We start from the raw sequence: 19153 nt of genomic DNA on the forward strand, positions 1-19153 counted from the left end.
TGTCCCCAGGCGGCGGCAAATGGAGCGGCGGATCAGGATGTCAAGGACAGAGGCGGACTTTGTGGCAGGTCGCGCAGGCGCCTTGCCGCAGCCTCGTCCGGAAAATGAAGTACGATCCACGACGACCGATGGAGATTTACGATCCTGGGCGCCTACAAAAGTAGGTGGGCACCGTGTGTCCAGGCCCACGGGCCTGGTCAGGGACAGCTCCCTTTGGATCGAGTATGGCCCCAGGGATTGTGGTTCCTGTCGGGAAGCGCAGACCGCAACTTCAATATAGGTCAGGATGCGCCATTGCGCCAGAGGCAATGCATCAATTCGTTGCGGCCGGCGGGCGGGCGTTCAGCTTGGCGGTGATGCCGTTGAGACGGCTGGCGAGATCGCTCAGTGCCGCGGCTACCGCCTCGTCGTTGCGCTGCTGCTGCAGTTCCACGCCGTCATGGCTCTGGCGCAGCACGGCAAGCTCGCCCTCGACGGCGGCAAGCCTGCGGCCGACCTCGGAAAGCTCGTCCATCACCATGATGCCGGCCATCACGGTGAGGCGCAGGTCGCCGATCTCGCCGAACTGGCTCTTCAGGTGGCTGACATAGCGGTCGAAGCGCAGCGCAAGATTTTCCAGATGGGCCTGCTGGCCTTCCTCGCAGGCCATGCGATAGGCCTTGCCGTCGATCGTCACCGTGACTTGCGCCATGCGTGTTCCTTCATGCCTCTGACGCTAGCGGTCGAGGACGGCGCGGATCGTCTCCATCGCCGTCACCAGCCGTCGCGACACTTCGCGATTCACCTCTTCGAGGCGGTTTGCGCGAAATTCCGCCTGGTCCAGTTCCTGGGCAAGGCGCGCGCGATCCGCATGCACCCGGCGCACCTCGTTCTCCACGTCGGCGGCTTCGCGCTGGCGTTCAATGCGCATGTCTATGGCATTTTCCAGGCCGTTCACGGCGTCCCGGAGCTGGGAAAGAGCTGCGTCCAAGGTTTTGTCCACCGGCATCCTGCTGGTACTCGGCCTCAGCGGCTCACGCACGAATCGCGTGCATCCGCTCATGATCAGGGCTTTTACACTAGAGCATGGCGGGCAACAGGGTCAACAAAGCGGCGGGCGGCAGGCGTCGATGCCTGTGGATCACGCCGACAGGGTCCCTGCCGCCGCCACCTGAGGCTGCGGGAAAGGGGTTGCGTGGCGGGGGCGGGGTGGCTGATCCCGGCCGGCGCGGCAAATCGTATTGGAACCCACTCCGGCCCGTCCGGTTTGTTGACTTGGCCGTTGCACCTGATAAGGATCGACCGCGCCTCATTTGGTCCTTTTCAAGGACCGTGATTGACACTGCGAACCAGCGGACTAGCCATGACCTCTCCCGAAAAACATAACCGGATGGCGAACGCGATCCGTTTCCTTGCCATGGACGCCGTCGAGAAGGCCAATTCCGGCCATCCCGGCCTGCCGATGGGCGCTGCGGATATCGCCACGGTCCTGTTCAGCCGTTACCTGAAATTCGATCCGAAGAATCCGCTCTGGCCGGACCGCGACCGCTTCGTGCTGTCGGCCGGCCACGGCTCGATGCTGCTTTATGCGCTCCTCTACCTCACCGGGTACGAGGACATGACGATCGAGGACATCAAGCAGTTCCGCCAGCTCGGCTCCAAGACCGCCGGCCATCCGGAATACGGCCATGCCTCCGGCATCGAAACCACCACGGGTCCGCTTGGTCAGGGCATTGCCAATGCCGTCGGCATGGCGATCGCCGAGCGCAAGCTCGCCCAGGAATTCGGCTCCGACCTGCAGAGCCACTTCACCTATGCGCTGGTCGGCGACGGCTGCCTGATGGAGGGCATCAGCCAGGAAGCCATCGCGCTTGCCGGCCACCTGAAGCTCAACAAGCTGATCGTCTTCTGGGACAACAACAACATCACCATCGACGGTGCGGTCTCCCTGTCGGACTCCACCGACCAGATCGCCCGCTTCAAGGCCGTGCACTGGAACACGATCGAGATTGACGGCCATGATCCGGATGCGATCGCAGCCGCCATCGAGAAGGCCCAGTCCTCCGACCGCCCGACGCTGATCGCCGCCAAGACGATCATCGGCTTCGGCGCGCCGAACAAGCAGGGCACGCACAAGGTGCATGGCTCGCCGCTCGGCGCCGATGAGATCGCTGCCGCCCGCAAGGCGCTGAACTGGGAATCGGAAGCTTTCGTCGTTCCGGCCGACGTGCTGGACGCCTGGCGTCTGGCCGGCCTGCGCTCCACCAAGGCGCGCAAGGAATGGGAAGAGCGTCTGGCCGCAACGGCAGCCGAGACGCGCGCCGAATTCGTGCGCCGCTTCGCCGGCGACCTGCCGGGCGGCTTCGACAGCGCCATCGACGCCTTCAAGCAGAAGATCGCCGCCAATCCGCCGACGGTTGCCACCCGCAAGGCCTCCGAGGACGTGCTGGAAGTCATCAACGGCCTGCTGCCGGAAACGCTCGGCGGCTCGGCCGACCTGACGCCGTCCAACAACACCAAGACCAGCCAGATGAAGGCGATCACGCCGACGGACTTTTCCGGTCGCTACATGCACTGGGGCATCCGCGAGCATGCGACCGCTGCCGCGATGAACGGCATTGCGCTGCATGGCGGCCTGATCCCCTATTCGGGCGGCTTCCTGATCTTCTCGGATTACTGCCGTCCGTCCGTGCGCCTCGCGGCGCTCATGGGCATCCGCGTCGTGCATGTCTGGACGCATGATTCCATCGGCGTCGGCGAGGACGGCCCGACCCACCAGCCGGTCGAGCATGTTGCGGCGCTGCGCGCCATTCCGAACCTGCTGGTGTTCCGCCCGTGCGACGAGGTCGAGACGGCCGAGTGCTGGCAGCTGGCGCTGAAGGAGAAGAAGCGCCCCTCCGGCCTGGCGCTTACCCGCCAGAATCTCGCGCCGATGCGCAAGGAATACGAGGAGCGCAATCTCTGCGCCTCTGGTGCCTACGAACTCGTGTCGGTGAGCGATGCGAAGGTGTCGATCTTCGCCTCCGGCTCTGAAGTGGAAATCGCCGTCAAGGCGGCCGAGATGCTGGAAGCCAAGGGCATTGCCACCCGCGTCGTATCCGTTCCCTGCGTCGAGCTGTTCTTCGAGCAGTCCGAAGACTATCGCGAGGCGATCATCGGTCATTCGCCGGTGAAGATCGCGGTGGAAGCGGCTGTGCGCGAGGGCTGGGATGCCTTCATCGGCAGCGATGGCGCCTTCATCGGCATGAAGTCCTTCGGCGCCTCCGGCCCGGCCAAGGAACTCTACAAGCATTTCGGCATCACGGCGGAGGCCGTCGTGGCCGCCGCGGAAGCCAAGCTCTGAGCCAGCAAGGGGCGCCTGCACGGCGCCCCGTCCATTACCTTAAAAGCGCATTTTCAAGGGAGTGAATGCACATGACTGTCAAGGTTGCCATTAACGGCTTCGGCCGTATCGGCCGCAACGTTCTGCGCGCCATCGTCGAATCCGGCCGCACCGACATCGAGGTCGTCGCGATCAACGATCTCGGCCCGGTCGAAACCAACGCCCACCTGCTGCGCTACGATTCGATCCACGGCAAGTTCCCGGCCGATGTGAAGGTCGAAGGCGACACCATCATCGTCGGCGGCGGCAAGCCGATCAAGGTGACGGCGATCAAGGACCCGGCAACGCTTCCGCATGCCGAACTCGGCGTCGACATCGCCATGGAATGCACCGGCATCTTCACCGCCCGTGACAAGGCTGCCGCCCACCTGACGGCCGGCGCCAAGCGCGTCATCGTATCGGCTCCCTCCGACGGCGCCGACCTGACCGTGGTGTTCGGCGTCAACGACGACAAGCTGACCAAGGACCATCTGGTCATCTCCAACGCCTCCTGCACGACCAACTGCCTGGTTCCGGTCGTCAAGGTGCTGAACGACGCCATCGGCATCGACCATGGCTTCATGACCACGATCCACTCCTACACCGGTGACCAGCCGACGCTCGACACCATGCACAAGGATCTCTACCGCGCCCGCGCGGCAGCGCTCTCGATGATCCCGACCTCGACCGGTGCCGCCAAGGCCGTCGGCCTGGTTCTGCCGGAACTGAAGGGCAAGCTGGACGGTACCTCGATCCGCGTGCCGACCCCGAATGTGTCGGTCGTCGACTTCAAGTTCGTCGCCAAGAAGAACACCACGAAGGAAGAGGTCAACGAGGCCATCATCGCCGCTTCGAACGGCGCGCTGAAGGGCATTCTCGGTTACACCGACGAGCCGCTCGTCTCCCGCGACTTCAACCACGACAGCCATTCGTCGATCTTCGCGCTCGACCAGACCAAGGTGCTGGAAGGCAATTTCGTGCGCATCCTGACCTGGTACGACAACGAGTGGGGCTTCTCCAACCGCATGTCCGACACGGCGGTTGCGTTGGCCAAGTTCATCTGATCCGAACCGGGATCATCGCCTTGCAGGCGGTCGGGCAGTAGCCCGGCCGCTTTTTTGTTGCGTCGCAACCGGCTTTTTTCCGCTTCGCCCTTCTCCTGCCGGATTTGATGCCGTCTAATGAAAGCATCGCCTGATTCTCCGGCATGAGCCGGATCTGCATGGACTTTTCCGGCTCCCGCTTTACCCTGAAGCGGTCACGCCCGGCGCATGATGCGCCGATGGCGGCGCGACAGCCGTCTGCGGCGTCTGCCGCCGTTGTCGTCCATGCGGGTCCGCGGCATCGTCCGGGCTGCAGGCAGGCTATGAGGATCCGCGACGGCGGATCGTGCAGGACGGCGCTGAGCCGTCGATGAAGGACAACGAAGGAGGGCGCGGGCTTTGGAGGCATTTTACATCATTCTGCTGGTTGGGACCGTGCTGGTTCTGGCGGCGGCCTTCTCCAGCCTTCTCGCTTTCCGCTTCGGCGCACCGCTGCTTCTCGTGTTCCTGATGATCGGCCTGGTTGCCGGGGTCGACGGAATCGGCATCGATTTCAGCAATTATCCCGCTGCCTACATGATCGGTTCTCTGGCGCTGGCGGTCATCCTGTTCGATTCCGGCTTCGGCACATCGCTGCATGCCTTCAAGATCGCCGCGGTTCCGGCCATCACGCTTGCCTCGCTCGGCGTGGTGCTGACGGCCTCCATCTTCGCCTTCGCCGCCTCGCTGATGCTGGGGCTGAGCTGGCTGGAGGGCCTGCTGCTGGGGTCGATCGTTGCCTCGACCGATGCGGCGGCCGTCTTCTTCCTGCTGCGCATCGGCGGCATCCACATCCGCGACAAGGTGCGCTCCAGCCTCGAGGTGGAATCGGGCACCAATGATCCGATGGCCGTGTTCCTCACCGTGGCGCTGGTGGAACTGATCGGCTCCGGCCATGGCGCGGGCGGCTTCAATCTCGATCTGCTGGCGATGTTCGTCAAGCAGATGGGGCTTGGCGTCTCGCTCGGCCTGCTCGGCGGCATCATGATCGTTGCGGTGCTGAACAGGCTGCCGGTCGATCGCGGTCTGGCGCCGATCTTCGTGCTGACGCTGTCGCTTCTGGTCTTCGCCTTCACCGGCGCGGTCGGCGGCAGCGGCTTCTTGGCCGTCTATGTGGCCGGCATCTTTGCCGGCAATCGCAAGATCTTCGCCAAGGAGGCGATCACCCGCTTCCAGGATGGGCTGACCTGGCTGGCGCAGATCGTCATGTTCCTGGTGCTCGGGCTGCTGGCGACGCCCTCGCAGTTCCCGTCCATCCTGCTGCCGGCGGTCGGTCTCGCGCTGTTCCTCATCTTCGTTGCCCGTCCCATTGCCGTGTGGCTGAGCCTGCTGCCATTCGATTATACCCAGCAGGAAATCGGCTTCGTCGCCTGGGTCGGCCTGCGCGGCGCCGTCTCGATCCTGCTCGGCATCATGCCCATGCTGGGCGGCGTCGATACCAACCACCTTTATTTCAACATCGCCTTCATCATCGTGCTGGTCTCGCTGATGGTGCAGGGCTGGACGATCAAGCCGGTCGCCGAGCGGCTCGGCCTCATCATTCCGCCGCGCATGGGCGAGGTGGACAAGGTGGAACTCGACCTGCCGGGCCGGGCGACGCACGAGCTGATTTCCTACCGCGTCATCAAGGACAGTCCGGTCTTGCGCGGCGAGCGCATTCCGCGCTGGGCCATGCCTTCGCTCGTCATCCGCGACGGGCGCAGCATGCGCTACCAGTATGCCGGCCGGCTGCGCGAGAACGATTATGTCTATCTCTTCATCGCGCCCGGCTACTCGCGCCTGCTCGACCGGCTGTTTGCCAGCCGGGCGCCGGTGGACGAGGACGATGCGGATTTCTTCGGCGCCTTCGCCATCTCGCCCTCGCGCCCGGCCAAGGAACTGGATGCGGCCTATGGTCCGGGCCTCCTCAGCGTTGCCGAGCAGGCCATGACGATCGGCGACCTGATGACCTACAGGCTTGGCGGGCGCGCCGAATATGCGGATCGGGTGCGCCTCGGTTCGATCATCCTGATCGTGCGCGATATCGACGAGCACGGACACATCGATTCCGTCGGTATTTCGCTGGAGGCGGTGGAGCCGGCGACGAGGCTGCCGATCTTCATCAACATGCAGGAAATCGCCCACCGGGTGCGTGACACGCTGCGGCGCTATCGCGGCAAGACGGTTGCGGCAGGCCCCAAGGGGACCGGCCAGGCCAAGCCACCGGCTGCGGAAACGCCGCCGGCATCAGCGCCGCCCCGGGATGAAAATCCCGTCTGAACCGCCTTGCGTCACCGGTCAGGTGGGGTATGGTCCGCTTCGAAATTCCAACCCAGAACAACGGATCCAGACCATGGCGGCCTTCAAGACCCTTGACGACCTCTCAGACATCGCGGGCAAGCGCATCCTCGTGCGCGTCGATCTCAACGTGCCTGTTTCCGATGGCAAGGTGACCGACACCACCCGTATCGAACGCGTGGCGCCGACGATCCTGGAGCTGTCGGGCAAGGGCGCGAAGGTGATCCTGCTGGCCCATTTCGGCCGTCCGAAGGGCGAGCCGGTGGCCGAGATGTCGCTGAAGCTGATCGCGCCGGCCGTCGAGCAGGTGCTCGATCACGCGGTGCTCTTTGCCGATGACTGCATCGGTCCCGCCGCGGCAGATGCCGTGGCCGGCATGCAGGACGGCGACATCCTGCTTCTGGAAAACACCCGCTTCCACAAGGGCGAGGAAAAGAACGACGCCGAGTTCACCCGGGCGCTGGCCGCCAATGGCGACCTCTACGTCAACGACGCCTTCTCTGCCGCCCACCGCGCCCATGCCTCCACCGAAGGGCTTGCCCATCACATGCCCGCCTATGCCGGCCGCACCATGCAGGCCGAGCTGGAGGCTCTGGAAAAGGGCCTCGGCAAGCCGAACCGTCCGGTCGTCGCCATTGTCGGCGGCGCCAAGGTGTCCACCAAGATCGATCTTCTGATGAATCTGGTGAAGAAGGTCGATGCGCTGGTCATCGGCGGCGGCATGGCCAATACCTTCATCGCGGCGCGCGGCACGAATGTCGGCAAGTCGCTTTGCGAACATGACCTGGCCGAAACCGCCAAGCAGATCATGATCGAGGCGGCGAGCGCCCAGTGCGCCATCATCCTGCCGGTCGACGGCGTCGTTGCCCGCGAGTTCAAGGCCGGTGCCGACAACGAAGTGGTCGATATCGAGGCCATTCCGGCCGATGCCATGGTGCTCGACGTCGGCCCGAAGTCGATTGAGGCGATCAATGGCTGGATCGAACGGGCTCAGACGCTGGTCTGGAACGGCCCGCTCGGCGCCTTCGAGATCGCGCCCTTCGATGCGGCCACCGTTGCTGCCGCGAAATTTGCCGCGGCCCAGACGGCGGCCGGCAAGCTCGTCTCGGTTGCCGGCGGCGGTGACACCGTGTCGGCCCTGAACCATGCCGGCGTGGCCGACGACTTCTCCTACGTCTCGACCGCCGGCGGCGCCTTCCTCGAATGGATGGAAGGCAAGGAACTGCCGGGCGTCGCCGTTCTGTCCAAGGGCGCCTGATCCGTCCTTCCTGAAAACCGGAGCGCACCTATATGGAAGGCTGCGCTCCGGCGTAAATCGGTTTAAACTCTTTTTTTAAATTTTAAACGATTGAAAGAAATTCAATCGTTTCAAGCGTTAAGCCTAGGATTTCCCTGTTAAAAAACTTCTGTTATCGGCGAATAGTATCCATCCGGATATGGACGCATTGGGCGCCGACTTTAGGGACAGGAGTATAAGCATGGGGTACGCCAAGATGTTGGACAAGATGAGTTCTGCGCCCGGATTTATCGCGGCGCTGGATCAGAGCGGGGGTTCAACACCTGGAGCGCTGCGTCTTTACGGCGTGTCCGACACCGACTATCAGACCGAAGAGGAAATGTTCCGCCTGATGCACGCCATGCGCGTCCGCATCATGACGGCGCCGGCCTTCACCGGTGACAAGGTGATCGGCGCCATCCTGTTCGAGCGGACGATGGACGGCGACGTCGATGGCCAGGAAGTGCCCTCCTATCTGTGGGAAAAACGCGGCGTCGTGCCCTTCCTCAAGGTGGACAAGGGCCTGAATGCCGAGGAGAACGGCGTCCAGACCATGAAGCCGATGCCCGATCTCGATGCGCTCCTGATCCGCGCCCGCGAGAAGGGGATCTTCGGCACCAAGATGCGCTCGGTGATTGCCCATGCCGACAAGGCCGGCATCCAAGCCGTCGTTGCCCAGCAGTTCGAGGTGGCGCGCCAGATCATCGGCCAGGGCCTGATGCCGATCATCGAGCCGGAAGTCTCGATCAAGAGCCCGACCAAGGTCGAGGCAGAAGCCATTCTGCGTGACGTGATCGGCGAACATCTCGACACGCTTCAGGCGGGTGAAACCGTCATGCTGAAGCTGACGATCCCGACGGTTGCCGATTTCTACGCGCCGCTGGTTGCCCACACGTCCGTCGTGCGCGTCGTTGCCCTTTCCGGCGGCTACAGCACCGTGGATGCCTGCGAGAAGCTCAGCCACAATCACGGCATGATCGCCAGCTTCTCGCGCGGCCTCACCGAAGGCCTGCGCGTTTCCATGACTGACGCCGAATTCAATGACAGCCTTGCCGCGACGATCGACCAGATCTACGGCGCGAGCGTCAACAAGGTCGGCTGAGGCCAGTCCGCCTTTACGGAGGGGAGGAGAAGGGTCGCTCCGGCAAGGGGCGGCCCTTCACATTTTCTGATCGGTTGCGTCAGGAACTTTGGCTGGATGCAAGTCCGCCGGCGCGCTACCCAGATGACCTGTGTAGGCAAGAGGAAAAGACGTTCGGCTGAGGCCGGGGGGGGAGGGGATGCGATGACCAGAGCCGCTTTCGTGACTGTCGACGTGTTTACGCAGCAGCGCTTTACCGGCAATCCGCTTGCCGTGTTTCCCGATGCGCGCGGTCTCGACGATCAGACCATGCAGCAGATTGCCGCCGAGTTCGGCTATTCGGAAATCACCTTCGTCCTGCCGCCGGAAGATCAGGGGCATGATGCGCGGGTGCGCATTTTCACGCCGGTGACGGAAGTGCCCTTTGCCGGCCATCCGAATGTCGGCACCGCCTATGTGCTCGGTCAGCAGGCGCAGCTGTTCGGCAAGCCGGTCGGCGACCGGCTGCTGTTCGAGGAGAAGGCGGGGCTTGTCGCGGTTGAGCTTCGGCGGCGGAACGGGCAGGTGACGGGCGCCGCGATCCGCGCGCCGCGGGCGTTGCAGGTTCTCGACACGGTTGCGCCGGAGACGGTGGCGGCCTGCGCCTCGCTGCAGCCGGGGGACGTGTGCAGCCGGGTTCATCCGCCGCGCATCGTCTCCGTCGGGCTCGCTTTCGTGGTGGCGGAACTGACGGACCTCGACGCGCTTGGTCGCGCCCGCGCCGATCTTGCCGCCGTGCGGCAGGCCGTGGCCGTCCAGCCGACGCCCGAGGGAGATTTTCCGCTATTTCTCTATGTGCGCGACCCGGTCGACCGGTTCCGGCTGCGGGCGCGGATGTTTGCCCCGCTCGACAATGTCGCGGAGGATCCGGCCACAGGCAGCGCGTCGGGCGCGCTGTGCGCCTTCCTTGCCAGGCTGGATGCAGCGCCGCATGGCGTGTTCGACTTCACCATCGAACAGGGTGTCGAGATGGGCCGCGCGAGCCTTATCGAGGTGCGCGTCGAGAAAGACGGCGGCATGGCGCAATCCGTTACCATTGCCGGTGCATGCGTGCCCGTGCTCGAGGGTGCCTTGTCGCAGCCGTGACGGCCAAGTCCCTGCAGACAGCGGGGACCCGGCATGAGGCCGGCCGTCAGTCGGCCGGCAGGCGGCGTTGGCGGAAAAAGGCCAGCCAGACCAGCAGGACGACCAGCAGCAGTGCCGGCAGCGCAAAGATGCTCGCCAGAACACCTCCGACGATCGCCAGCGCGAACAGGGCGCTGAACAGGCCGATCGCGACGCCGAAAAGACCAGCCATCATGCCGAACAGCCACATCATGGCCGGAAACCACAATGGAAAGCTGATCGCGAGGGCTGCGAAGCAGAAGAGGATTTTGAGCATGGTCGCCATGGTGCACCAGACCTTGCCGGAGTGAGGTGCCAGCATAGGCCGATTTTCATTCTGCGTCGAGCCGTCGTTATCTTTCCGCCTTCGCATGAGAGCACGCCATCCGGCGGGGTCAGGTCAGGTCGCGCAGCAGAAGCGTGACGGCCCAGGCGGCGAAGGCAACCACGGCCAGTTTCCAGAAATCCGCACGCCGCCGCAGGCCCGGCAGGCCGAGCGGCTTGATGATCTGCACCAGCATGGCAAGAAGCAGCAGCAGACCGATAAGTTTCGTCATGTTTTTCCTGTCGCATGATCACGTCAGCCACAGGCTGGACATTTTTTGCCGGCACCACAGATAGCTGTCGGGGGCGAGATTCGGAACCATTGTTTTGCTGGTCAGGCCGGGGCTATGCCTCCCGCTTCGTTGGTTGCTGTTCGGATGCATGGTTGTTCATGCCTTTCGACGTGACTGGCGGATCAAGTTTAACGATTGGCGTGCATTACTGTTCGCCGAAACCGAACCGGAACATCTGCGGTCCCGCCAATGCCTCGTAATCTCCTGCCCGTTCTCAGTCTTCTGCTCGGCACTCTCTTCCTGTTTCTCGGCAATGGCCTGCAGGGCCTGCTTTTGCCCGTGCGCGGCACGCTGGAGGGCTATTCGAACGAGGTTCTGGGCCTGCTGGGCACAAGCTGGGCGGGCGGCTTCGTTGCCGGCTGCTTCGTCGCACCGCTTCTGGTGCGCCGCATCGGCCATGTGCGGGCCTTTTCCGGCTTCGGGGCGATCATCTGCCTCAACGTGCTGGTCACCGGCATCGTGGTGGATGACGTCGCCTGGCTGACGCTGCGCGCCGTCACCGGCTTCTGCACGGCCGGCACCTCGATGATCATCGAAAGCTGGCTGAACGAGCGGGCGACCAACGAAAGCCGGGGCGCGATCTTTTCCCTCTACATCGCCATCACACTGCTGGGCGTCGTCGGCGGCCAGCTGCTGGTTGGCGTGGTCGATGTCTCGACGCCCATTCTGTTCATGGTCTGCGGCATTCTCTATTGCGTCGCCATCCTGCCGACCACGCTGTCGACGGCGGCCTCGCCGCAGCCGCTGAAGCGGGTGAGCCTCGACCTGCCGAGCCTGTTCCGCAATTCGCCGGTCTCCTTCGTCGGCATCCTGATGATCGGCATTGCCAACGGTGCCTACGGCACGCTCGTTGCCGTCTTCGCCGCGCAGGCGGGGCTCAATCAGGCCGCGATCGCTGTCATGGTGTCTATCACCATCTTTGCCGGCGCGATCATCCAGTTTCCCGCCGGTCGCCTGTCCGACCGGATGGACCGGCGTTACGTGCTGGCCGCGCTGTCCGGCATTGCGGCCGTTGCCGGCATCCTTCTCGTGCTGCTGCAGCCGATGAATGTCTATGTGATCATGGTGCTGGTGGCGATCTACGGTTCCACCGCCAACGCGCTCTACCCCATCGCGGTTGCCCATGCCAACGACTTCGCGGCGTCCGAGGATTTCGTGAAGGTCTCCGGCGGCCTGCTGCTGCTGTTCGGCATCGGCACGATCATCGGCCCGACGCTCGGCGGCCCGGTGATGACGCATTTCGGGCCGCATGCGCTGTTTGCCGTCACCGCCGTCGCGCATGTGGCGGTGGTGGTCTATGCCATCCTGCGCAGCCGCATGCGGGCGGCGCTTTCCACGGCGGAGAAGGACAATTACACCGCGGCGCCGGCGGCAATCGCTTCCCTGGCCACACCGGAAAGCCTGACGCTCGATCCGCGTGCCCCGGCCGACGGCGAGGGACGCTGAGCCGGGGCTGACCGGCCGCATCGCCGGCCGCACGGCTGCGTCGGGCCTGCCGCGCGCCGGGCCGGATGCCCTCGCATCCCAGGGATTGGCAGGGGCAAGAGCCTGCCAGGCCCGACGCCGTTCCAGATCCGATGCCAGATCCGATGCAATGACAGGATTGTGAGCATCCGGCGCAACTTCGTGCTGGACGTGTCGGCAGGCCTGCCCCATCCTTTTCGCGCAGGAAAGACGAGGGGGAGTGGCACATGATGCTGCGCACTGTCGCATTCGCCGTTGTTGCATGCCTGTTCGCTCCGGTGATAGCCCTTGCCCAGGGCCTGCCCGCCAAGCCGGGAACCCAGCGCGCGCAGATGCCCGTCAGCCAGTGCCAGGCCATTGCCGAGGCCGTTCCAGGAGCCATCTTCGCCAGCACCGGGCCCATCTGGACCGGGCAGCTTTCGGCGCGCGAGGAGGTGCGCATCACCTTTGTCGGTCACTCCACCTATCAGATCGAAAGCCCTGGCGGCGCGGTGATCGCCACCGATTATTCCGGGGTGCACAGGCCCTCGCTGACGCCCGACATCGTGACGATGAACAAGGCGCATTCCACCCATTACACGCTGCAGCCGGAGCCCGGCATCGAACATGTGCTGCATGGCTGGAGCGACGTGCCCGGCGAGAAGGCGGTGCACAACATTCTGGTGGGTGACGCCTATGTGCGCAATGTCGCGACCGACATCCGCTCCTATGGCGGTTTCGAGGAGAACGGCAATTCCATCTTCATCTTCGAGATTGCCGGCTTGTGCATCGGCCATCTCGGCCACCTGCATCACGAGTTGACGGATGCGCATTATACCGAGATCGGTCGTCTCGACATCCTGATGGTGCCGACCGATGGCGGGTTGACCATGGGAGCCGACAGCATGAGCCGCGTGGTGCAGCGGTTGCGCTCCTCGCTGATCCTGCCCATGCACCGGGGCGGTCAGCCGCTCGAGCGCTTCATCGCCATGTTCGACGGCCGCTACGAAGTGATCTATGGCAGCAACGACGCAATCACGGTGTCGATGCGCAGCCTGCCGCGCAAGCCGCAGATCATCGTACCGCCCGGCCTCTGAGGCGGAACACCGAGGGGCAACCGCCCGGAAGAAGCCCGGCTGACCGGGCTCCCTGCCGATCTCAGGCAAAGCTCAGATGCTGGCGGATGCCGATATCCGGCGTCTTTTCCTCGTTGAGGTTCGCCTTGGCCACCTCCCAGCCGAATTTCAGGCTGCTGTCGGTCGAGGCCCAGATTTCCGCATCATCCACATGCAGCGCCAGCAGCGTCAGCCGCGGGTCCTCCTTGCCGTGCTCGTACCAGGCAGCGGTGACGGAACTCCAGTATTCGTCGATCTTCGCCTGGTCCTTGCGGGCCTCGATCACGCCGGCCAGGCAGGCATGATAGTCGTGGTTCTTGCCGATCACGCAGAAATGCGCGCGGGTTCCGGGCCGGATGGCCTGCGCCAGATCCGTATCGGTGCGGGTGAAGAACCAGATGGTGTTGGTTTTCGGGTCCGCATTGGGCGCCATGGGCTGCATGTGCATTGAGGATCCTTCGATCCCCAGCATGCCGGCGTGAACCGTGTTGATCTCGTCCCAAAGCTGGCGTGCCGGCGCTTCGCGTGCTTCCGTCAGACTTACCATTGGCAATCCTTTCCTGATGAGGGGTCGGGAAAGGAACGCCGCCCCGGCAGGCTTTGTTCCGAAACGGGCAATGCCGCGATGATCCGCTTTTTTCTTGAACGGACCCGCTTTCGTGCCTATAAGCCCGCCATTCCGGACATTTTCTGCGATGAAGGGGTGCCATGGCTGGCCATTCACAGTTCAAGAACATCATGCACCGCAAGGGCCGCCAGGATGCGGTCCGCTCCAAGATGTTCTCCAAGCTCGCGCGCGAAATCACCGTTGCCGCCAAGACCGGCATGCCCGACCCGACCATGAACCCGCGCCTGCGTCTGGCGATCCAGAACGCCAAGGCCCAGTCCATGCCGAAGGACAACATCGACCGCGCCATCAAGAAGGCTGCCGGCGGCGATGCGGAGAACTATGACGAAGTCCGCTACGAGGGCTACGGCCCGGGCGGCGTGGCCGTCATCGTCGAGGCGTTGAGCGATAACCGCAACCGTACCGCTTCCAATGTCCGCTCGATCTTTACCAAGGCCGGCGGTGCACTGGGCGAAACCGGCTCGGTGTCCTTCTCCTTCGATCACGTCGGCGAAATCGTCTACAAGGCCTCGGCCGGCACGCCGGATGCCGTGATGGAAGCCGCCATCGAGGCTGGTGCCGATGACGTGATCTCCGACGAGGAGAGCCACACGATCATCTGCGGCTTCGAAAGCATCGGCGAAGTATCGAAGGCGCTGGAAGCCACGCTCGGCGAAGCCGAAACCGTCAAGGCCATCTGGAAGCCGCAGAACACCGTTCCGGTGGACGAGGAAAAGGCCCAGTCGCTGATGAAGCTGATCGACAGCCTGGAAGACGATGACGACGTTCAGAACGTCTATTCGAACTTCGAGGTCTCCGACGAAATCATGGCGAAGCTTTCCGCCTGAGACCCGTTCCGCTCCTGCGGATTTTGTTCCGGCGCCGGCCCCAAAAGGGGTCGGCGTTTTTCGTTCTGCCGCTTGCGAATGGATTTCGGTTTCTTTCTGCGCTTTTCTGTTTCGGCTAGCTGTTGGGCCCTCGTCAACCGGAGCAGACCGCATGCCCGACTTTCTCGGTTCAGACTTCCTGATCTTCGTCCTCATCGGCTTTCTGGCGCAGATCGTCGACGGCGCTCTTGGCATGGCCTTCGGCGTCCTGTGCACCACGGCGCTGCTTTCGGTCGGCGTGCCGCCGGCGGTTGCCAGCGCGATGACGCATGTGACGGAGTGCTTCACCACGGCGGCCTCGGGACTGTCGCATGCCTATCACCGCAATGTCGACTGGCGGCTCGTGGCGCGGCTGGCCCCGGCCGGCATGGTCGGCGGTGCCGCGGGTGCCTATCTGCTGGCCAATATCGACGGCGCGGTGATCTCGCCGTTCATCTCGCTCTACCTGATCGCCATCGGTCTCTATATCCTCTACAAGGCCTTTCGCCCCACCTGGCCGCGCGATGTGCGCGACTGGCTGGTACCCTTTGTCGGCGGCTTCGGCGGCCTGATGGATTCGATCGGCGGCGGCGGCTGGGGTCCTGTGGTTACCAGCACACTACTCGGGCGCGGGCATGAGGCAAAGAAGGTGATCGGCTCGACCAATTTCACGGAGTTTTCCGTCACCTTCGTCATCTCGATGACCTTCATCCTGACGCTCGGCTGGAGCGAGCTCAGTTCGGCGGCCGGCCTCATCGTCGGCGGCGTGCTGGCCGCTCCCTTCGGTGCATTGATCGTGCGCCGCCTGCCGGTGAAACCCCTGATGATCGCGGTGTCGCTGATCATCGTCGTGACCGCTGCCATCCGTCTTTTGTAAGTCATGCTCCGATTCTCCAGCCAGAGGCAGGCTTCGGCTGCAAGGGTTTCGTCGTGACCGCCGGACGTTCTCTGAGTCTGTGCCGTGCGGGGGGCTTGCGGCGCGCTCAGGGCGCCATCGAACAGGAGACAGCCATGGTTTCTTCCATCGATACCGTTCGCCTGTGGTCGACACAGACGGCAATCCGCGTCTTCAAGGAGACCGACCAGCAGCAGGAAACGGGCCAGCAGAGCCTCGCCAGCACGATCCTTTCCGGCTATGGGATCGACAGCGACGAGGATAGCTCGACCACCTACAGCCTTGCGGACTTCCTCGCGACGGACACTTCCGCCGACGACACCGATGAAGCCTCGCAGCAAACGATCTCGACCGATATCGGCAGCCAGTCCTTCATGACCGGTCTCAAGGAGCGGCTGGAGGAGCTGAAGCAGGCACCGGCCACCCGGGCGCAGGCCGAGGCCATGCTGACGGCGCTCGACGAGGGCCGTCTGACGGTGACCGATGCCGAGGGGGCAGAGGCGGTGACCGCCTGGGATGCGACGAAGAAGGACGCGACGCAGAACACGCCGTCTGCCACGACGCAGGCCGAGTGGAGCGGCTTTCTCAAGCAGCATCTCCAGCGCGATGGCAGCGGCAAGTATGTGCGCAACGAGGATGGCAGCTATATCGACAAGACGACGGGCGACAGTGCCTTTTTCGGCATGATCGGCGACAAATACTATTATCTCAGCTGGACCGCTTCCGCCACGGATACGGCTGCGGCCTCCGCCTGACCCTTGCGCCCGCGATACCGTCGCGGGCGCCGCGCGGTGGTGCGGCGTCAGGCTGCCCTGGCATCGGCCTGGCGCATCAGCGGCAGGCTGGCGAACAGTTCGACCGAGCGCAGACGCTTGTCGATGTCATGCACCGGCATGGAGATGATCAGTTCGTCGGCTTGCGTTTCCTTGAGGAAGCTCCGCAGCTTCGCTTCCACCGTTGCCGGCGCGCCGACGGCCGCATAGCGCAGCGTGTGCTCGACGCTCATCCGCTCCATCTCGTTCCACACGCCGTCCATGCTCTCGACCGGGCGCGGAAACCTGGTGCGCACATTGCGGCGCAGGTTGATGAACTGCTGCTGGGCCGAGGTGAACAGGTGTTCGGCTTCGGCATCGGTCGGGGCGCAGACACCCATTACGCCCACCATGGCATAGGGCTTATCGAGCTGGGCCGAAGGCTGGAAACGTTCGCGGTAGATCGCCAGCGCATCGATGAGCATGTCCGGCGCAAAATGCGATGCAAAGGCGTAAGGCAGGCCGAGGGCTGCCGCAAGATGCGCGCTGTAGAGGCTGGAGCCGAGCAGCCAGATCGGCACCTGGGCATCCATGCCAGGCACGGCGAGGATCGCCTGATCTTCGCGTGGCGAGCCGAGCAGCCGCTGCAGCTCGACGACGTCATGCGGAAAGCTGTCGGCACCGGCATCGAGATTGCGGCGCAACGCGCGGGCGGTGCGCATGTCCGTACCCGGCGCGCGGCCAAGGCCGAGGTCGATGCGGCCGGGAAACAGGGCTTCCAGCGTGCCGAACTGCTCGGCAATCACCAGCGGCGCGTGGTTGGGCAGCATCACGCCGCCGGAGCCGACGCGGATATGCCGCGTGGCGGCGGCCACATGGCCGATGACGACGGCCGTGGCCGCGCTGGCAATGCCCGGCATGCCGTGATGTTCTGCCAGCCAGAGCCGCTGATAGCCGCAGGCTTCGGCCTTCTGCGCCAGGCGCCGCGACTGGTCGAGCGCGTCACTGACGCTGGAGCCTTCCGCTACCGGCGAAAGGTCGAGGATGGAGAAGGGGATCATGTATTGCCACTCCCGCTGGAGGATCACTTGTCCTCCATTTAGGGAAGTGGTGCGCGCATTCTAAGGGGGCATCGGATTTTTCCGATGCGACGCCGGCAGAGCCTGCCGGCCGCCTTCACGTCACGCAGCGCAGGCTTGGCTTCAGGCCGGTGCTGCGGCGGGCAGGCTCATCGGGGGCGCTGAGCACGAACAGCGACAGCCGCGTTTCCACGATGGCGGCCTCGCCCATCATCCGCACCAGCGACGCCTCCGTCGCCTCGACGATCTCGTGGCTGCGTTGCAGTACCACCTCGGTCTCGCTGACCGCCGCATGGGCCTGCGACAGGCGCTGCCCCTCGAGATCCACGTTGTGCGACAGCCGTTCGGCAGGCTCGGCCATTTCCGTCAGCGCCTCGCCGACGCCATCCGCCTCGCGCAGGATGCGGGTGAGCGCGTGCCGCGTCTCGCTCATGTGATTGTCCGTCTGGCGGCACTGCAGCATCAGCCCGCGCGCTGCCTCGGTGCAATCGGCGGCAAGCAGCCGCACGGCATCGGTGGTGAGGTGCGGGGCGGGTGCCGCGCCCTTCTGTCGATGCTCGACGGAACTCGCGATGCTTTCCGCGCGAATGGCAAGGTCGCCGATCCGCGCCACCAGTGCGGCAAGGGCCTCGAAGGATGCGGTGGCGGCTTCCGCCGCCTCATGCGCCTCGCTGGCGGCACGACCGAGCCGCTGGCTTGCCTGTCGCCCATCTTCCGCGCTGCGGCTGACCAGACGTGCATCCTCGCCGCGCATCCGCGTGGCCCGCTGCATAACCTCGATGGAACTCAGCGCCTTCTGCATGGTCGGCCGTGCATTGACCAGCCGCTCGCCGATCACGGCAAGATCGCCCTGGCTGGAACGCGCCTGTTCGCGCACCGCCAGCACCGCGCGCCGGACCACCGAAAGGTTGAGGTTCAGCATCGAGGTCAGGCGGTTGAAGCGGACGCGCAGACCTTCCAGCGGCTGCGGAAAGGGCTGCTGGAGCAGTGCCGTCGCATCGCCGTTGGAAAGCCGGCGCATGGCTTCGTCCAGCTGGGCGCGGGCAGGCGAACAGTCGGTTTCGTTTTCGCGGATGGCGCCCTTGAGGCCGGCAATGCCACGCGCCAGCCGTCCGATGGTGTCGTGCCGGCGCTGGTCGGCGCGGTCCGCCTCCGTCTCCGGTGTGGTCCATTCGCTTGCCTGCCGGGCAAGCCGTGCCAGCGGATCGCCGAGTTTGAACGCGAGCATGACGATTGCCGCCCCCGCTGCAATCGCTGCTGCAATGCTGAAGCCCAGAATCTCGGGCGAGACACGCGCCGCCTTGATGGCGATCAGCGCCACGGCCACCAGATTGAAGGTGGCAAGCAGCAGGATCGTCTCGATCGACTGGTTCTTCAAGCGGGTGAACATCATCATGATGGACCTCCAGTCTTGATCTACGCATATCACCTAATGTGATTCGGCGCGTAGAGTTGCTGAAGTTGAGGCGTCTGTCTTCGGATTGACGTGCCAGCCTTAACGGAGAGTTAACGTCCTGCGGGCACATGTTTCGTTTTTGTTCGCGTTGCGTCTGGTCGATACAGGCAGCGTCGCGGTAGGA

19 protein-coding genes and 1 other RNA gene are annotated in these 19153 nt (G+C 64.2%); 11 read left to right on the forward strand and 9 right to left on the reverse strand.

Annotated elements, in window-relative coordinates:
* Nucleotides 1-109 precede the first annotated feature (109 nt).
* The 3 genes from ssrS to KLP42_RS05485 all read right to left on the reverse strand — a co-directional run bounded on the left by ssrS (nt 110) and on the right by KLP42_RS05485 (nt 988).
* Nucleotides 110-268, reverse strand: a non-coding RNA gene (gene ssrS / locus KLP42_RS05475) — 6S RNA.
* Between the two features lie 45 nt (nt 269-313).
* Nucleotides 314-691 carry a cell division protein ZapA gene (locus tag KLP42_RS05480; protein WP_215565169.1) on the reverse strand — a complete coding sequence of 126 codons (378 nt, stop codon included), beginning with the start codon at nt 689-691 and terminating at the stop codon, nt 314-316.
* A 24-nt stretch (nt 692-715) separates the two neighbouring features.
* Complete coding sequence (locus tag KLP42_RS05485) at nt 716-988, reverse strand: DUF4164 domain-containing protein (protein WP_215565438.1); 273 nt, start codon at nt 986-988, stop codon at nt 716-718.
* A 354-nt stretch (nt 989-1342) separates the two neighbouring features.
* Here KLP42_RS05485 and tkt point away from each other — a divergent pair, with 354 nt between their 5' ends.
* The gene (gene tkt, locus KLP42_RS05490) at nt 1343-3322 is read left to right on the forward strand and encodes a transketolase (protein ID WP_215565170.1); all 1980 of its coding nucleotides are present in this window, start codon (nt 1343-1345) and stop codon (nt 3320-3322) included.
* 71 nt (nt 3323-3393) lie between these two features.
* A complete protein-coding gene (gap, locus tag KLP42_RS05495) occupies nt 3394-4404 on the forward strand; it encodes a type I glyceraldehyde-3-phosphate dehydrogenase (protein ID WP_215565171.1) in 1011 nt (336 codons plus the stop codon).
* Here the strand turns inward: gap and KLP42_RS05500 are convergent.
* Nucleotides 4397-4564, reverse strand: coding sequence for a hypothetical protein (locus KLP42_RS05500; RefSeq protein WP_215565172.1), 168 nt, complete (start codon nt 4562-4564; stop codon nt 4397-4399). The two genes, gap and KLP42_RS05500, sit on opposite strands and share 8 nt — an antisense overlap.
* A gap of 218 nt (nt 4565-4782) precedes the next feature.
* Between KLP42_RS05500 and KLP42_RS05505 the strand changes: the two genes are divergently transcribed.
* From KLP42_RS05505 to KLP42_RS05520, 4 genes are all read left to right on the forward strand, one after another.
* Nucleotides 4783-6681, forward strand: coding sequence for a potassium/proton antiporter (locus KLP42_RS05505; RefSeq protein WP_215565173.1), 1899 nt, complete (start codon nt 4783-4785; stop codon nt 6679-6681).
* A gap of 73 nt (nt 6682-6754) precedes the next feature.
* Nucleotides 6755-7957 (forward strand): phosphoglycerate kinase, encoded by a 1203-nt coding sequence (locus KLP42_RS05510; RefSeq protein WP_215565174.1) that lies wholly within the window; start codon nt 6755-6757, stop codon nt 7955-7957.
* Between the two features lie 220 nt (nt 7958-8177).
* Nucleotides 8178-9077: a fructose bisphosphate aldolase gene (locus KLP42_RS05515; RefSeq protein WP_215565175.1), complete on the forward strand. Its 900-nt coding sequence runs from the start codon at nt 8178-8180 to the stop codon at nt 9075-9077.
* Nucleotides 9078-9260: 183 nt separating this feature from the next.
* Nucleotides 9261-10181, forward strand: a complete 921-nt coding sequence (locus tag KLP42_RS05520; RefSeq protein ID WP_215565176.1) for a PhzF family phenazine biosynthesis protein — start codon at nt 9261-9263, stop codon at nt 10179-10181.
* A gap of 46 nt (nt 10182-10227) precedes the next feature.
* On the opposite strand, the gene KLP42_RS05525 is transcribed toward KLP42_RS05520, so the two are convergent.
* Both KLP42_RS05525 and KLP42_RS05530 read right to left on the reverse strand, forming a co-directional pair.
* Nucleotides 10228-10521, reverse strand: a complete 294-nt coding sequence (locus tag KLP42_RS05525; RefSeq protein WP_215565177.1) for a hypothetical protein — start codon at nt 10519-10521, stop codon at nt 10228-10230.
* Between the two features lie 73 nt (nt 10522-10594).
* Entirely contained in the window at nt 10595-10756 is a 162-nt protein-coding gene (locus tag KLP42_RS05530; RefSeq protein WP_215565178.1) for a hypothetical protein, read from the reverse strand.
* Between the two features lie 249 nt (nt 10757-11005).
* Between KLP42_RS05530 and KLP42_RS05535 the strand changes: the two genes are divergently transcribed.
* Both KLP42_RS05535 and KLP42_RS05540 read left to right on the forward strand, forming a co-directional pair.
* Complete coding sequence (locus KLP42_RS05535; RefSeq protein ID WP_215565179.1) at nt 11006-12262, forward strand: MFS transporter; 1257 nt, start codon at nt 11006-11008, stop codon at nt 12260-12262.
* Nucleotides 12263-12507: 245 nt separating this feature from the next.
* The gene (locus KLP42_RS05540; RefSeq protein WP_215565180.1) at nt 12508-13356 is read left to right on the forward strand and encodes an MBL fold metallo-hydrolase; all 849 of its coding nucleotides are present in this window, start codon (nt 12508-12510) and stop codon (nt 13354-13356) included.
* A gap of 61 nt (nt 13357-13417) precedes the next feature.
* Here the strand turns inward: KLP42_RS05540 and KLP42_RS05545 are convergent, their stop codons facing one another.
* Nucleotides 13418-13921 (reverse strand): pyridoxamine 5'-phosphate oxidase family protein, encoded by a 504-nt coding sequence (locus KLP42_RS05545; protein ID WP_215565181.1) that lies wholly within the window; start codon nt 13919-13921, stop codon nt 13418-13420.
* A gap of 161 nt (nt 13922-14082) precedes the next feature.
* On the opposite strand from KLP42_RS05545, the gene KLP42_RS05550 reads away from it, so the two are divergent.
* The 3 genes from KLP42_RS05550 (at nt 14083) to KLP42_RS05560 (ending at nt 16497) form a co-directional block, all read left to right on the forward strand.
* On the forward strand, nt 14083-14829 hold the full coding sequence (locus tag KLP42_RS05550; RefSeq protein WP_215565182.1) for a YebC/PmpR family DNA-binding transcriptional regulator: 747 nt from the start codon (nt 14083-14085) through the stop codon (nt 14827-14829).
* 151 nt (nt 14830-14980) lie between these two features.
* On the forward strand, nt 14981-15724 hold the full coding sequence (locus KLP42_RS05555; protein WP_215565183.1) for a sulfite exporter TauE/SafE family protein: 744 nt from the start codon (nt 14981-14983) through the stop codon (nt 15722-15724).
* A 134-nt stretch (nt 15725-15858) separates the two neighbouring features.
* Nucleotides 15859-16497: a hypothetical protein gene (locus KLP42_RS05560; protein ID WP_215565184.1), complete on the forward strand. Its 639-nt coding sequence runs from the start codon at nt 15859-15861 to the stop codon at nt 16495-16497.
* 47 nt (nt 16498-16544) lie between these two features.
* On the opposite strand, the gene KLP42_RS05565 is transcribed toward KLP42_RS05560, so the two are convergent.
* On the reverse strand, nt 16545-17555 hold the full coding sequence (locus tag KLP42_RS05565) for an LLM class flavin-dependent oxidoreductase (protein WP_215565185.1): 1011 nt from the start codon (nt 17553-17555) through the stop codon (nt 16545-16547).
* 115 nt (nt 17556-17670) lie between these two features.
* On the reverse strand, nt 17671-18969 hold the full coding sequence (locus KLP42_RS05570; RefSeq protein ID WP_215565186.1) for a hypothetical protein: 1299 nt from the start codon (nt 18967-18969) through the stop codon (nt 17671-17673).
* Nucleotides 18970-19153: the final 184 nt, after the last annotated feature.

The sequence above is a fragment of the Rhizobium sp. CSW-27 genome (assembly GCF_018760785.1).
In the GTDB taxonomy this organism is placed as follows: Bacteria; Pseudomonadota; Alphaproteobacteria; order Rhizobiales; family Rhizobiaceae; genus Neorhizobium.

Bases quoted from the DNA above. Each gene is read 5' to 3' on its own strand.
- KLP42_RS05540 (WP_215565180.1), top strand. From the start codon at position 12,508: ATGATGCTGCGCACTGTCGCATTCGCCGTTGTTGCATGCCTGTTCGCT.
- tkt (WP_215565170.1), top strand. From the start codon at position 1,343: ATGACCTCTCCCGAAAAACATAACCGGATGGCGAACGCGATCCGTTTC.
- KLP42_RS05545 (WP_215565181.1), bottom strand. From the start codon at position 13,921: ATGGTAAGTCTGACGGAAGCACGCGAAGCGCCGGCACGCCAGCTTTGG.
- KLP42_RS05480 (WP_215565169.1), bottom strand. From the start codon at position 691: ATGGCGCAAGTCACGGTGACGATCGACGGCAAGGCCTATCGCATGGCC.
- KLP42_RS05570 (WP_215565186.1), bottom strand. From the start codon at position 18,969: ATGATGATGTTCACCCGCTTGAAGAACCAGTCGATCGAGACGATCCTG.
- KLP42_RS05555 (WP_215565183.1), top strand. From the start codon at position 14,981: ATGCCCGACTTTCTCGGTTCAGACTTCCTGATCTTCGTCCTCATCGGC.
- KLP42_RS05550 (WP_215565182.1), top strand. From the start codon at position 14,083: ATGGCTGGCCATTCACAGTTCAAGAACATCATGCACCGCAAGGGCCGC.
- KLP42_RS05530 (WP_215565178.1), bottom strand. From the start codon at position 10,756: ATGACGAAACTTATCGGTCTGCTGCTGCTTCTTGCCATGCTGGTGCAG.
- gap (WP_215565171.1), top strand. From the start codon at position 3,394: ATGACTGTCAAGGTTGCCATTAACGGCTTCGGCCGTATCGGCCGCAAC.
- KLP42_RS05500 (WP_215565172.1), bottom strand. From the start codon at position 4,564: ATGCAGATCCGGCTCATGCCGGAGAATCAGGCGATGCTTTCATTAGAC.
- KLP42_RS05510 (WP_215565174.1), top strand. From the start codon at position 6,755: ATGGCGGCCTTCAAGACCCTTGACGACCTCTCAGACATCGCGGGCAAG.
- KLP42_RS05520 (WP_215565176.1), top strand. From the start codon at position 9,261: ATGACCAGAGCCGCTTTCGTGACTGTCGACGTGTTTACGCAGCAGCGC.
- KLP42_RS05560 (WP_215565184.1), top strand. From the start codon at position 15,859: ATGGTTTCTTCCATCGATACCGTTCGCCTGTGGTCGACACAGACGGCA.
- KLP42_RS05485 (WP_215565438.1), bottom strand. From the start codon at position 988: ATGCCGGTGGACAAAACCTTGGACGCAGCTCTTTCCCAGCTCCGGGAC.
- KLP42_RS05565 (WP_215565185.1), bottom strand. From the start codon at position 17,555: ATGATCCCCTTCTCCATCCTCGACCTTTCGCCGGTAGCGGAAGGCTCC.
- KLP42_RS05525 (WP_215565177.1), bottom strand. From the start codon at position 10,521: ATGCTGGCACCTCACTCCGGCAAGGTCTGGTGCACCATGGCGACCATG.
- KLP42_RS05535 (WP_215565179.1), top strand. From the start codon at position 11,006: ATGCCTCGTAATCTCCTGCCCGTTCTCAGTCTTCTGCTCGGCACTCTC.
- KLP42_RS05515 (WP_215565175.1), top strand. From the start codon at position 8,178: ATGGGGTACGCCAAGATGTTGGACAAGATGAGTTCTGCGCCCGGATTT.